The sequence below is a fragment of the Janthinobacterium sp. MP5059B genome (assembly GCF_001758645.1).
Taxonomy (GTDB): Bacteria; Pseudomonadota; Gammaproteobacteria; order Burkholderiales; family Burkholderiaceae_D; genus Janthinobacterium; species Janthinobacterium lividum.
On the sequence record NZ_LRHX01000016.1, the window covers coordinates 741,410 to 754,733 of the forward strand.

Here is a 13,324-nt window from a genome sequence, read left to right on the forward strand (position 1 = left end):
CTTTCCATGCCGGCGAGCCGGCGATCCGCAACAGGCCCGTTGTATCGGACAATGCGGACATTGACAACATTGAATCAGCCCGGCCGTGCCGGGCTGACAACTAAAATCTTACTGGCAGGCTTCGCATTCCTCAAAGCCATCGTCACCCGGACGCAGGTAGCAGGCTTCGCCATCGGCGTCGTCCGCTGCCGCTGCCACTACCGGCGCCACAGCCACTGCTGCTGCCGCCACGACGGCTGCCTGGGCACTTTGCGCGCTGGCCGACATGCCGCCATCGACTGCCACGGCGTTCAGGGCGCCCGTCTTGGAGGTCGATTTCTCCATGTGGGTAGCGGCGATGGTACGCAGGTAGTAGGTGGTTTTCAGGCCACGCAGCCATGCCAGCTTGTAGGTTTCGTCCAGTTTCTTGCCCGATGCGCCAGCCATGTAGATGTTCAGCGACTGGGCCTGGTCGATCCACTTCTGGCGACGCGAAGCCGCTTCCACCAGCCAGCTTGGCGACACTTCGAAGGCCGTGGCATAGATATCGCGCAGGTCTTGCGGGATGCGGTCGATCTTCACCAGCGAGCCGTCGAAGTACTTCAGGTCGGAGATCATGACTTCATCCCACAGGTCGCGCGCCTTCAGGTCGCGCACCAGGTAGCCGTTGATCTCGGTGAATTCGCCCGACAGGTTCGATTTCACGTACAGGTTCTGGAATGTCGGCTCGATACAGGCCGAGACGCCGATGATGTTCGAAATCGTCGCCGTCGGGGCGATCGCCACGCAGTTCGAGTTGCGCATGCCGAACTTGGCGATGCGTTCGCGCACCGGGGTCCAGTCCATGGCCGACGAGGAATCGACTTCCAGGTAACCGCCGCGCTCTTCGGCCAGCAGTTTGACCGAGTCTTGCGGCAGGATGCCACGGTCCCACAGCGAACCGGCATACGATTCATAGCGGCCGCGCTCTTCGGCCAGTTCCGTCGACGCCAGGTAGGCGTAGTAGCAGACGGCTTCCATCGAGGTGTCGGCAAACGACACGGCGGCGTCCGAGGCGAACGGGATGCGCATCATGTGCAGGCAGTCCTGGAAGCCCATCACGCCCATGCCGACCGGACGGTGGCGCATGTTCGAATTGCGCGCCTTGTCGACGGCGTAGTAATTGATGTCGATGACGTTGTCGAGCATGCGCATGGCGGTACGCACGGTCTTGGCCAGCTTGACGTGATCGAGCTTGCCTTCCTTCATGTGCGCCGGCATGTTCACGGAACCGAGGTTGCAGACGGCGATTTCATCGCTGCTGGTGTTCAGGGTGATTTCCGTGCACAGGTTCGAGCTGTGGACGACGCCGACGTGCGACTGCGGGCTGCGGATGTTGCAAGGGTCCTTGAACGTGATCCATGGGTGGCCCGTTTCAAACAACATCGACAGCATCTTGCGCCACAGGTCCAGCGCGGCGATCTTCTTGAATACGCGGATTTCGCCGGCGGCGGCCTTGGCTTCGTAGCCCACGTAAGCCTGTTCAAAAGCCTTGCCGACCTTGTCGTGCAAGTCTGGCGTGTCCGACGGCGAGAACAGGGTCCATTCGCCTTTTTCCATGACGCGCTTCATGAACATGTCGGGAATCCAGTTCGCCGTGTTCATGTCATGCGTGCGGCGGCGGTCGTCGCCCGTGTTCTTGCGCAGGTCGAGGAATTCCTCGATATCCATGTGCCAGGTTTCCAGGTAGGCGCAAACGGCGCCCTTGCGCTTGCCGCCCTGGTTGACTGCCACGGCCGTGTCATTCACCACTTTCAGGAACGGCACCACGCCTTGCGACTTGCCGTTGGTGCCCTTGATGTGGGCGCCCAGGGCGCGCACTGGCGTCCAGTCGTTACCCAGGCCGCCGGCAAACTTGGCCAGCAGCGCGTTGTCCTTGATGGCGTCGTAGATGCCTTCCAGGTCATCCGAGACGGTGCTCAGGTAGCACGACGACAGCTGCGAGCGCAGGGTGCCCGAGTTGAACAGGGTCGGCGTCGAGCTCATGAAGTCGAACGAGGACAGCAGGCTGTAGAACTCGATGGCGCGCGCTTCGCGGTCCGCCTCGTTCAGCGCCAGGCCCATGGCCACGCGCATGTAGAACGCCTGCGGCATTTCGATGCGCACGTCCTGGATGTGCAGGAAGTAGCGGTCATACAGGGTTTGCAGGCCGATGTAGCCGAATTGCAAGTCGCGGTCGGCCACGATGGCTTTGGCCAGACGTTCCAGGTCGAAGCTGGCGAGTACCGGGTTCAGCAGCTCGGCGGCGATGCCCTTGGCGATGTATTGCGGGAAATACGTCAGGTATTCGGCGGCAGCGGCCGCTTGCGGCACTTCCTTGCCGAACACTTCCTTGCGCACCGTGTGCAGCAGGATGCGGGCCGTGACCTGGCTGTAGGCCGGGTCTTTTTCCATCAGCGCGCGCGCCGCCAGAATGGCCGACTTGTGCAGCTCTTCGACGGGCACGCCGTCGTACAGGTTTTTCACTGTTTCAGCCAGGATGGCGTCGGCATCGACGTGCTTTTCCAGGCCGGCGCAGGCGGCGTTGATCAGGTCGCGCACTTCCTGCATGTCCAGCAGGCGGCGCACGCCGTTGTCGGTGACGTTCAGCTGGGGCGCGGTGACTTGCGCGGAGGCGCCTTGCGCTTCCTTCTGCAGGCGGCGCTCTTCCATGTGCTTGGCGCGGTACAGCACGTAGGCACGCGCCACGTCGTGTTCGCCCGAACGCATCAGCGACAGTTCCACCTGGTCTTGCACGTCTTCGATATGGAAGGTGCCGCCACCCGGATGGCGGCGCACCAGCGCGGCGACGACGCCGTCGGTCAGTTGTTCCACCAGTTCGCGGATGCGTGCCGAGGCTGCGCCCTGGCCGCCGTTAACGGCCAAAAACGCCTTGGTCATGGCGATGGCGATCTTCGAAGGCTCAAATGCCACCACCGCGCCGTTGCGGCGGATGATGCGATAGTCGCCCAATGCCGCGCCCGTGCTCGCCACACTGTTGGCCGCGCCTGGCGCTGGCGATACTGGCGTTGGATGGATGGAAATATCTTGTGGTGATTGCATTGAAGCTCCCGTTGTCAGCTAAAGTCAGCCTGCAGTTTTGCTGCCGCGTGTGTTGTTGAATAGAACGCCCGATGGTCAGGGTTTCTTCAGGTATTTGTTGCTAAATAGTAAATTCATAGTGCATAAAACAGGTCAGTATCCATCTCGCCACACCGCACTGCCCGGCTGGCGCGAAACACGATCAAGGGTGATAAACCGCCAGTTCCAGTGCTTTATCAGCAATCCGGATAGCTTTGACAATAATTCTGAAAACGTCTGTGATGGCACTAGATATAGTCTTTACATCCAACTTCTGCACTAATTGTAGTACCCATCGAAGGGTGATGCAATAGTTTTCCGGCATCCGCCAGCGTAATTTTTTGTCTTTTCTTATACGATTTCGGTTGACTTTTCAGGGCATGGATGGAAAGCCCAATCCCCGCGAAGTAAGCGCTAACGCAGGCTGCCCGCGCAAGGTTTCCAGCCAGCATTCTTGGTAAAAATGCCAGTCAAAAAACGGTCCCGGATCCGTCTTCCTTCCCGGCGCGATATGCTCGTGGCCGCGCACCTGGGACAGCCCGTAGCGCGCCGCCAGCGCCACCGTCAGCGCCGCCAGGACATGGTATTGCCGCCGCTGGAAGGGCACATCGTCCGCGCCTTCCATTTCGATACCGATGGAATAGCCATTGCACTGCGGACGTCCCTCGAAGGTGGACGCGCCGGCATGCCAGGCACGTTTATCAGCAGAAACATATTGCAGCAACGCACCATCGCGCCGCACAAAAAAGTGCGCCGAGACTTGCAAGCCACGCAGCTCGGCGAAAGAAGGATCGGCATTATAATCTACCCGGCCCGTAAACAAGTCCGACACATGCGGTCCGCCAAAGTGGCCGCCCGGCAAGCTGATGTTATGGATCACCAGCAAATCGACTTGCGCGCCGTCCGGTCGCGCATCGTAGTATTGGGAGTCATAGCGCAGCGCGCCATCGCACCAGCCGTCTTCATCTATCGTCCATGCGCTCATCAAATAGGGCTTCCTGTATCGTCAATTTCTGCATGCGGTAACGCAACTGGCGCACGCTCAGGCCCAGCTGGCGCGCCGCCCGTGCGCGGTGGTAGCGCGCCTGCACCAGCGCCAGCATGATCATGTCGCGCTCGGCCTGGCGCAAATACATGTCCAGCGGCAAGACGGGGGGCACGCCATACGCCGCCATGCCGGGCAGGCACAGTTGCCGCTCCGGCAAGGCCGGCGGCGCCCGCGACGGCATGCTGCCCGTCGCCGGCGGCAAGGCCAGCCCCTCGAGCGCGATCACGCCGCCGTCGGCAAAGGCCAGCGCCCGCTCCAGCACGTTTTCCAGTTCGCGCACATTGCCGGGAAACACATACGCGGCCAGGGCCGCCAGCACGGGCGGCGCCAGGCTCACGGCCCGGCGCGGCGACAGGCGCGCGAGGATCACCTCACATAATACCTGCAGATCGCCGCGCCGTTCGCGCAGCGGCGGCAGTGCCAGCTCGATCACATTCAGGCGGTAAAACAGGTCCTGGCGAAACGTCCCGGCCGCCACGCCGCGCCCCAGGCCATGCTGGCTGGCGCACAGAATGCGCACGTCGACTGCCTCGTCAGTACTGCCGCCCAGCTTGCGCACGCGGCGCTCCTGCAGCACGCGCAACAGTTTCACCTGCATGGCCAGCGGCAGGTCGTCGACTTCGTCGAGCAGCAAGCTGCCACCGTGGGCTGCCTGGAACAAGCCCTGGCGTTCGTGCAGCGCGCCCGTATAGGCGCCCGGGCGGCAGCCGAAGAATTCCGCTTCCATCAGCGCTTCGGGAATGGCGCCACAGTTGACGGCGATAAACGGGAAGCTGGCGCGCGCGCCCTGCGCATGGATGGCGCGCGCCGCCAGTTCCTTGCCCGTGCCCGATTCGCCGCGGATGGCCACCGGCGCGCCACAGCGGGCGATGCGGCCGATCTGCGCGCGCAGTGCCTGCATGGGCAGCGAGTTGCCGCTCAGTTGCGGCGCCGGCGGCATGCCGGCGGCGGTCTGCGGACTGGGGCTGGGACGGGACATGGGAGCGCGCCTTTCTGCAATGGCGGCGACGAACCGCCTGCTGCAGATGCTACACCGGACGGATGCCGGAGGCCGTTACGATACGGATGAGCAACGCGCGCCGGCACGCCCTTACAAGGTGGCGTGCGCGTGGCTGCAGTAATCGTGGCCCCTGGCCTGCACGTTTTCGGAGGCCGGGTAGTACACGCCGCAATGGGCGCAGCACAGCATCAGTTCGGCATCAGGCAATTCCTGCGGCCGGCCCGGCGGCGCAAACGGATTCGGCTGCTGTTGCTGATGCGCGCGGGCCCGTTGCTGCATGCTCCGGATCTTGCTGCGGATAGCAAACAGCACCAGGAATACCAGCGCCAGCCAGAATAAAACACGTGTCATGCGAATCCTCGGTGTAAAACCACTTCCAGTACAAAACGGCTGCCGACATAGGCCAGCAGCAAGGTGGCGAAACCGGCCAGGGTAAAACTCAGGGCCGTCTTGCCGCGCCAGCCGCGAAAGCGGCGGCCTGCCAGCAGCGCGGCAAACAACAGCCACGACAGCATAGTAAACACGGATTTGTGATCCCAGTTCAGGGCCTTGCCAAATAGTTGCTCGGAAAACACGATGCCCGACAGCACGGTCAGGCTCAGCAGGATGAAGCCCAGGCCGATCATGCGGAACAGCAGTTTTTCCATCGTCAGCAGGGCTGGCAACTGGTCCAGCGCCGTGCCGATGAAGCCGCGGCTTTCGCTGCGCGTATGCAAACGCGATTCCTGCAGCGCCATCAGCACGGCGTGGAAGGCGGCAATCGTCAAGGTGCTGTAGGCAAGCACGGCCACGGCAATATGCCAGCCGAAGACGGCCGACTTGCCTTCCATGTTGACCTGGCTGCCAGGAAAGGCCCAGGCCAGGCCGATGGCGAGGACGGCGCTGGGCATGACCATGCGGCGCAGTCCGTCCAGGCTGAAATTGCGGTTCTCTATCCAGTAGGCGCCCACCGAGACCCACAGCGCGGCCGACAGCATGGCGGAAAAACCGAAGCGCAAGGTGCCCGGCGCCATCAGGTCGAACCACAAGGTGGCGGCGTGCGCCAGCCAGGCAACGCCGGTCAGGCCGGCAATGAGCCGGGCACGGGACGAGGGAAGCACCGCGCACGCCGCGTACAACAGCGCGGCGATGAAAAAGAAATAGATCTGCATAGTTTAAGTTTACACCATAGCCGACAAGCGCGATTCAGGCGACAGCCCGGTGACAGGCACGACGCCGCCATCCAATGCCGCAAGCCTGCCATGATATCGCGCCTGAGGCATGACGGGGTGGCGCACCCTCAAGATTTCGGCAATCTTTCACGCTACCTGTATATATTAGTATGCCGCAAAAAAATGATGGCCCGCTTAAGCGGGCCATCGGGCATTGCCAATATCCGGCTTACTTCACGTTCAGGCTCTTTTTCGCCTGCTCCAGCAAGTCGGTCTTGACCCAGTCCTTGGCCACGGGTGGTTTCGTCATGCGGCCCACGCCCGTTTTCACCATCACGTCCGTGGTGATCTGGATATGCTCGGGCGAGATGTCATACGAATACGGCGAATTGCTGATCGCGTCGTCGAAGTCATCCTTCGTGATCTGGCCGCGGAACACCACTTCACGCACATACTTTTCCGCCGTCGCCTTGTTGTCGATAAAGGTCTTGGTGGCTTCGACGAAGCAGCGCATGAATTTTTCCGCCACGGGACGGCGTTCCTTGTAGAACTTTTCCGTCATCACCATGGTCCGCACGGGTTCGCCGATCGGCGTGTCGTACGGTTTGATGACTTCGGTGCCGAAACCCTTGTTGATGGCCTGCGACGATTGCGGCTCGGACTGCATCATGGCGTCGATATTCTTGCCCATCAACGCCTGGTTCAAGTCGGCGTAGGCCAGGAATACCAGTTGCACATCCTTGCCCTTGGTTTCGGCATACGTCAGGCCAGCTTGCGACAGCTCGGCCAGCAGCAGCACTTCCTGGATGCCGCCGCGCGTCACGCCCACGCGCTTGCCCTTGAGTTCCTTGACGCTGGCAATCTTTTGCCCCGCCCCGCCCACCAGGCGCGCGCCACCCTTTGCAAAACCGGCCACCACGTAGATGGGCGCGCCGCCGGCGCGGCCGGAAATGGCCGCTTCGGACGCCGTCGCCCCCACGTCCAGTTCGCCCGCGATAATCGCCTGCATCACGTCGAGGCCTTTGGCGAACACATGCTCCTCAACCTTGATGCCGCACTTGGGCGCGATTTCCTTGATGTACGACACGGCGCCGTAATGGGCGAATTTCAAGTTACCCAGGCGCACGACTTCCTGCGCCTGTGCCTGGACAGCGCCCATGCCGAAGGCCAGCATGAGGGCGGCGGCGATACCGGTCTTCAAGGTTGATTTTTTCTGCATCGGGTTCTCCTGTGGTGGTTGGTGTATGCCCGCAAGGGCAAAGCTACGCGAAACACTGCTCTTATTATCAAGAGATAGTACCGCGTGTTGGAGCCAGGGCAACATTTTTTTGCCGGCAGCCACGCTGCCGGCGTTATGACGACCGTCTGTTGCTACTGTCCCGCCAGCGCCACCACCGGGTCGAGTCCCGACGCCTTGCGCGCCGGCATGAAGCCAAACACCAGCCCCGTCACCACGGCGCAGGCAAACGCGCCGGCGATGGCGCTCAGGGAAAAGATCACCGGCACGTCCCATACCAGCAGCAGGCCGGCGACCGTCACGCCAACCACGATGCCGGCCACGCCGCCCACCACCGACACCAGCACGGCTTCGGTGAGGAACTGGCGCAGGATGTCGCGCCGGCGCGCGCCCGTCGCCATGCGGATGCCGATTTCGCGCGTGCGCTCGCGCACCGTCATCAGCATCACGTTCATGACGCCGATGCCGCCCACCACCAGGGAGACGGCGGCGATCAGGCTGAGCATCATGGTCATGTTGTCCTGCGTCTTCGCTTCGGCGGCGATCGACGCGGCCGCGTTGCTGATGCCGTAGTCCCGGATGCGGTGGCGCTCGAACATGGTGGCGTCGACTGCCGCCTCCACCTCCGTCACGCGCTTGACGTCGGCCACCGCCATCACCGTGTACGTCGGCTCGCGCTGGCCGAAGACGCGGATGCCGGCCGTGGAAAACGGCAGCAGCAGCACGTCGTCTTCATCCTTCTCGCCCGTCAGCGCCCCCTTCGCGCTCATCACGCCGATCACCTGGAAAGGCACGTTGCCGATCAGGATGCTCTGCCCCACGGGATTGGCCACGTCGGGCATCAGCTTTTCCGCCAGGTGGGCGCCCAGCACGGCCACGGTGGCCATCTCGCGCTCGTCTTCCTCGGTAAAGAAGCCGCCCTTGGCCACCGGCCAGGTCTGGATCTGCGGCAGGGCCGGCCCCGTGCCGCGCACATAGGTCTGCACGTCGAGGTTACCGTGGCGTATCACCTTGTTGCCCGTGACATTCGGCAGCACGTGGGTAATGCCTGGCACGTCTTTCAGCGCATCGAGGTCGGCCAGGGTGATGCTGCGTCCGGGGATACGCGAGCTTTCGCCGCGCGACGCCATGTACAGCAGGTTCGAGCCGAATGCGCCCAGCTGCGCCATCACTTGCTGGCGCGTGCCCAGGCCGATGGCCAGCATGACGATCACGGAAGCGACGCCGATGACGATGCCCAGCAGGGTCAAGCCCGTGCGGAAGCGGTTGATCCACAACACGCGCCAGGCGGCACGCGCCGCGTCGAGCAATTCCGTGCCCAGCGACGCGCCCGTGTCATGGGCGGCGCGCGACATGTCCAGCGGCGGCAGGGCCGTCGACGTGGCGGGAATGGCGACGGCGCCCGAGTCTTCGATGATTTCGCCATCGCTGATCTCGATCACGCGGCGCGCCTGTGCCGCCACCTTGCGGTCATGCGTAATCAGGATGATGGTGTGGCCCGCGTCGGCCAGTTCGCCCAGCAGGGCCATCACTTCGGCGCCGCTGCTGCTGTCGAGCGCCCCCGTCGGTTCATCGGCGAGGATGATGCGCCCGCCATTCATCAGGGCGCGCGCGATCGACACGCGCTGCTGCTGCCCGCCCGACAACTGGTTTGGCCGGTGATCGAGCCGCTCGCCCAGGCCCAGGCGCTTGAGCAGCGCTTCCGAGCGCGCATGGCGGGCCGCGGCCGGCATGCCCGCGTACAGGGCCGGTACTTCCACGTTTTCGCGCGCCGATTCGGTGGCGATCAGGTGATAGCCCTGGAAGACGAAGCCGAACGCTTCGCGCCGCAGCCACGCCAGTTCATCGGGATTCAGGCTGGCCACGTCCTGGCCGGCGAAACGGTAAGTGCCGTCGCTGGGCCGGTCAAGACAGCCAAGCAAATGCATCAGGGTCGACTTGCCGGAACCGGACGCGCCCACAATGGCGACGAATTCGCCGGCGCCGATCGACAAGGTCAGGCCGCGCAACACTTCCACGGCTGGCGCGCCGTCATGGCCGCCATAGCGCTTGCGGATGCCTTGCAGTTCAATCAACGGCGCCGCCTGCTCCGGCTGCCCGGGTTGCCCGAGCGACGCGGCCTCGTTCATGGCGCTCACAGCTGGAACCTGCTGCTGCCGCTGCCGGCCGGCTGCTCGCCCGTGACCAGCAATTCGCCTTCGCGCAAGCCTTGCAGCACTTCCGCGCTGAGGCGGTTGCGCACGCCCACGGTGACGGTGCGTGTATCGACCTTGCCGTCCGCATCCATCACGCGGGCCGTAAACTGCCCCGGCTTGGCGCCTTCTTGCGTCGAGGGTTTCAGGGCCGGCAAGGGCACGGCCAGCACATTGTTCGCCGCGGCCGTGACAAATACCACTTGCGCCGTCATCTGCGGCATCAATTCGCCATCGGCGTTATCCACGTCGAACAGCACGGTATATAAAATCACCTTGCTGGTCGACGGCGCCAGGGCCGTGCCGGCGGCAGAACCGCCTGGCACCGGCGGGGCCGGCAGCACTTGCCGCACCTTGCCGCTCCAGCGCCGCTGGTCGCCGCCCAGGGTGGTGAAGTACACGGGCATGTCCGGGCGCACGCGGCGCACGTCCGCTTCCGACACTTCCGTCCACACCGTCATGGCCGACAGATCGGCGATGCGCAGGATATTCGGCGTCTGGTACGTGGCGTTCAGGGTTTGCCCTTCCTTCGCGTCCAGACCCACCACCTTGCCGGCCATCGGCGCATAAATGCGCGTATAGCCGAGGCGCGCCTCGTCCGCCTTCAGGCTCGCCTGGGTCTGGTCGATCTGTGCCTTCAGGTGGTCGATCTTGGCGCCGGCCGAGGCCAGGGTGGCTTCGGCCGTTTCCAGGTCGGCCAAGGGCGTGGAGTCGAACTTGGCCATCTGCTTCTGGCGGCCATGCTGCTGGCCCGCCAGGCGGTGCTGCGCCTGCTGGTCGGCCAGCTGCGCACGCAATCCGGCCAGCGCGGCGCGGCCCGCATCGACGGTGGCTTGCTGCACACTGGGGTCGATCTCGGCCAGCAGCTGGCCTTTTTCCACGGCGCTGCCGGGCTGCACGTGCAGACGCGTGATCTGGCCCGACACTTGCGCGCCCACGTCGACATAGGTTTGCGGCTGCAGGGTGCCGATGGCCGTGACGCTGGCCTCGATATTGCCGCGCTTGACGGGCGCCGTGTCGAATACGGTGGCCGGGCCACGCGTGGCCCACAGTGCGCCGGCGCCAAACAGCGCCAGCAAGACCACGCCGCCGAGGATGCGGGTGCGGCGGGAAGGCAGGCGGGCCGCCATCAGGAAACCACTTTCAGTACATTCAAAACATCAATCGGTGTCGCCAGGCGTGAAAAGTGCATCGGTCTATCCTTGAAAATGGCAGTCAAAATTACTGCAGAAACGTCACAAGACCTGCCAGCGCGGCGACGGCTGCCAGCAGGGAACTACGAAACAGCAAGCGGGGGGCGTACGGCAGCAGCAGGGCCACCAGCAGCGCTCCCGCGCCGATGAAACCCAGCCAGGCGACCACGCCGACGGTGGCGCTCCAGCCAGCCACGCAAGGCCAGATGGCCAGCGCCAGCAGGACGGCACCGGCCAGTTGCAGCGCGCGCCGCACGTTCGGCGCCGCGTCCCTGCCCCAGACCTGGCCGTGATGGCGGTCCATCGCCAGGGAGAGGCTGGCCATGCCCGCATACGACAGGCCCAGCGCACAGAGGATGGTATTGATCATGACTGTCCTTCCGTATTGACTTGCAGGCTGGCCGAGGGCGCAGCGCTTTCCTTCGGTGCAGCCTTCTTGACCGGTTTTTCCTTGCGCTTGTGGACTTTCCACGCGCCCCTGGCGGCCAGCAGGCCGAAGGCCATGCTGCCCAGTTCCACGCCGGCGCTTTCCCAGTCGCCGCGCGCGATCTGCGCCGCCAGGTTGTCGCCCGTGCTCAAGACATTGAGCACCGGCAGCAGCAGGCACAGGGCGGCAAGCAAGCCCAGTTGCTCGATCCAGGCGCGCTTTTCCCCGCGCAGGCAGGCGTGCACCAGCATCAGGAACCACACGCCGAAGAAGGCGCGCACTTCCCAGCCGGCGCGCTGCTCGATGCCGACGGGGATCAAACGGTTGGCCCACAGGAAACCCACGCAGGCGATGGCCAGGCCGGCAATCGCCACCACGTTCAGGCATTCGATGACGCGGTACACGCGCTGCGTATAGGCGCCGAACTCGCCGCCGGACTTCTGGCGGCGCTTGACCATGAACAGGATGGCGCCCGTGCCCATCATGGCCGTGCCGGCCAGGCCGCAGAAGAAGTACAGCCAGCGCATCGGCGTGCCGCCAAAACCGACCATGTGCAGGTTCGACATGACGGAGCGCGTCAGGCCCGCGCCGCCCGTATCCGACTCGCCCGGCCGGCGCACGGCGACCTGCTCGCCCGTGGCCAGCGCGTAGCAGGCCCTGCCCGAATTGGCGCTAAGGCGCGTGAGCAGTTCCGCGTCTTCATTCCAGCCGTACATGCAGACGCGCATGGAGGCGTCATTCGGATTGTCCAGCACCACGGCGCGGATTTCCTGGCCGATGGCCTGCTCGGCACGCTGCGCAAACGACTCCAGCGCGGGAATGGCCAGCGGCTGGCCTGTCTTCACGGGCTTGCCCGCATCGTTCCAGTCGGCCAGGAAGGCCTTCTTGGGATTGTCCATGCCGTATTGCGCCACCACGGGGGCCGGCACATAGTCATCGCTGAAGAATGCCAGGCCCGTGTAGGCGATCATGAACTGGAACGGCAAGGTCAGCACGGCCACCGCATTGTGTGCGTCGAGCCACGAACGCTGGCCCTTGGCCGGGCGGAAGGTGAAGAAATCCTTGAAGATGCGCTTGTGCGTGATGACGCCGCTCACCAGCGCCACCAGCATGATCATGGTGGTGATGGCGACGATCCACACGCCGATGCGTCCCGCGTGCAGCTCGTAATGGAAATCGACGAAATGGTGGCCGCCGATGGTTTCCCGTTCCGTTGCCTCGCGCGCATGCTCGATGACGGCACCCGTCAGCGGATCAAGGTCCGCCGAGCCATAGCCGCCGCTGGGCTGGAACCAGTAGGCGGACAGGCCGTGGCCGGGACGCTGCACGGGCCAGATCTCCCACATGTCCGCCTTCGGGTGTTCCTTCGCCATGAAATCGAGCGCCAGCTCCAGGCGGTGCGCGCGGTCCGTGACCTTCGGCAGCGGCGGATCGTTCGCATGCGCAGCCTCTTCCAGTGCGTGCTCGGGCGTCATCCAGTGGCCGATCGGGTCGTCGAAGACGGCCAGGGTGCCGGTCAGGAAAATGGCGAACAGGAGCCAGGAAATCCACAGGCCGCTCCACGTATGCAGCCAGGCCATGGCCTGGCGCAAGCCGCCCTGCTGCGGCGTCTTGACCACTTTGTCTACCTTGACGGCGTTCATGCGGCACCTCGCGACAGCAGCATGCCGATGCCGCCGCAGGCGATGGCCGGCAGCAGCATGCCCAGCCAGGCGCGGCGCAGGTCCTGCACGGCAAAGACCCAGATCACGGCGCAGGTATATACGACGAAGGCGCTCAGGGTGGCCGTCAGCACGGCTTCGGCGCGCGACAGCGGCAGCACGGCCGAGAGCAGCACGGCCACGCCGGACGTAAGCGCATAGCCGCCAAAAATGGCGGCCAGCACGCGCGAGAACAACATCATGTTGGCCGATTTCATCATCGCGGCGCTCCCTGCGGCACACGCTGGCTCACGCCATTGCTGGCGTGGGCCGGATTCAACTGCACATTCATAAGCCA

11 protein-coding genes are annotated in these 13,324 nt (G+C 64.1%); all 11 read right to left on the bottom strand.

Annotated features, from left to right (window positions below; genetic code table 11):
* Window positions 1-108: 108 nt before the first annotated feature.
* The 11 genes from JAB1_RS20435 to JAB1_RS20485 all read right to left on the bottom strand — a co-directional run bounded on the left by JAB1_RS20435 (window position 109) and on the right by JAB1_RS20485 (window position 13,247).
* Window positions 109-3,060: a ribonucleoside-diphosphate reductase subunit alpha gene (locus tag JAB1_RS20435; RefSeq protein ID WP_070281564.1), complete on the bottom strand. Its 2,952-nt coding sequence runs from the start codon at window positions 3,058-3,060 to the stop codon at window positions 109-111.
* A gap of 391 nt (window positions 3,061-3,451) precedes the next feature.
* The gene (ampD, locus tag JAB1_RS20440) at window positions 3,452-4,063 is read right to left on the bottom strand and encodes a 1,6-anhydro-N-acetylmuramyl-L-alanine amidase AmpD (RefSeq protein ID WP_070281565.1); all 612 of its coding nucleotides are present in this window, start codon (window positions 4,061-4,063) and stop codon (window positions 3,452-3,454) included.
* Entirely contained in the window at window positions 4,041-5,105 is a 1,065-nt protein-coding gene (locus JAB1_RS20445; RefSeq protein WP_070281566.1) for a sigma-54 dependent transcriptional regulator, read from the bottom strand. The genes ampD and JAB1_RS20445 overlap by 23 nt, the downstream gene beginning before the upstream one ends.
* A gap of 111 nt (window positions 5,106-5,216) precedes the next feature.
* Window positions 5,217-5,477 (bottom strand): PP0621 family protein, encoded by a 261-nt coding sequence (locus tag JAB1_RS20450; RefSeq protein WP_070281567.1) that lies wholly within the window; start codon window positions 5,475-5,477, stop codon window positions 5,217-5,219.
* Window positions 5,474-6,277, bottom strand: coding sequence for a cytochrome c biogenesis protein CcsA (gene ccsA / locus JAB1_RS20455; protein WP_034780265.1), 804 nt, complete (start codon window positions 6,275-6,277; stop codon window positions 5,474-5,476). Before ccsA ends, JAB1_RS20450 begins: the two co-directional genes overlap by 4 nt.
* 229 nt (window positions 6,278-6,506) lie before the next feature.
* Window positions 6,507-7,451, bottom strand: a complete 945-nt coding sequence (locus JAB1_RS20460) for an ABC transporter substrate-binding protein (protein ID WP_139144644.1) — start codon at window positions 7,449-7,451, stop codon at window positions 6,507-6,509.
* 197 nt (window positions 7,452-7,648) lie between these two features.
* Window positions 7,649-9,643: a MacB family efflux pump subunit gene (locus JAB1_RS20465; RefSeq protein WP_070281863.1), complete on the bottom strand. Its 1,995-nt coding sequence runs from the start codon at window positions 9,641-9,643 to the stop codon at window positions 7,649-7,651.
* Window positions 9,644-9,648: 5 nt separating this feature from the next.
* A complete protein-coding gene (locus tag JAB1_RS20470) occupies window positions 9,649-10,836 on the bottom strand; it encodes an efflux RND transporter periplasmic adaptor subunit (protein WP_070281568.1) in 1,188 nt (395 codons plus the stop codon).
* Window positions 10,837-10,927: 91 nt separating this feature from the next.
* Window positions 10,928-11,269 carry a DUF3325 domain-containing protein gene (locus tag JAB1_RS20475; protein ID WP_070281569.1) on the bottom strand — a complete coding sequence of 114 codons (342 nt, stop codon included), beginning with the start codon at window positions 11,267-11,269 and terminating at the stop codon, window positions 10,928-10,930.
* A complete protein-coding gene (locus JAB1_RS20480) occupies window positions 11,266-12,969 on the bottom strand; it encodes a PepSY-associated TM helix domain-containing protein (protein WP_070281570.1) in 1,704 nt (567 codons plus the stop codon). The genes JAB1_RS20475 and JAB1_RS20480 overlap by 4 nt, the downstream gene beginning before the upstream one ends.
* Window positions 12,966-13,247 (bottom strand): hypothetical protein, encoded by a 282-nt coding sequence (locus JAB1_RS20485; RefSeq protein ID WP_080753264.1) that lies wholly within the window; start codon window positions 13,245-13,247, stop codon window positions 12,966-12,968. The genes JAB1_RS20480 and JAB1_RS20485 overlap by 4 nt, the downstream gene beginning before the upstream one ends.
* Window positions 13,248-13,324 lie beyond the last annotated feature (77 nt).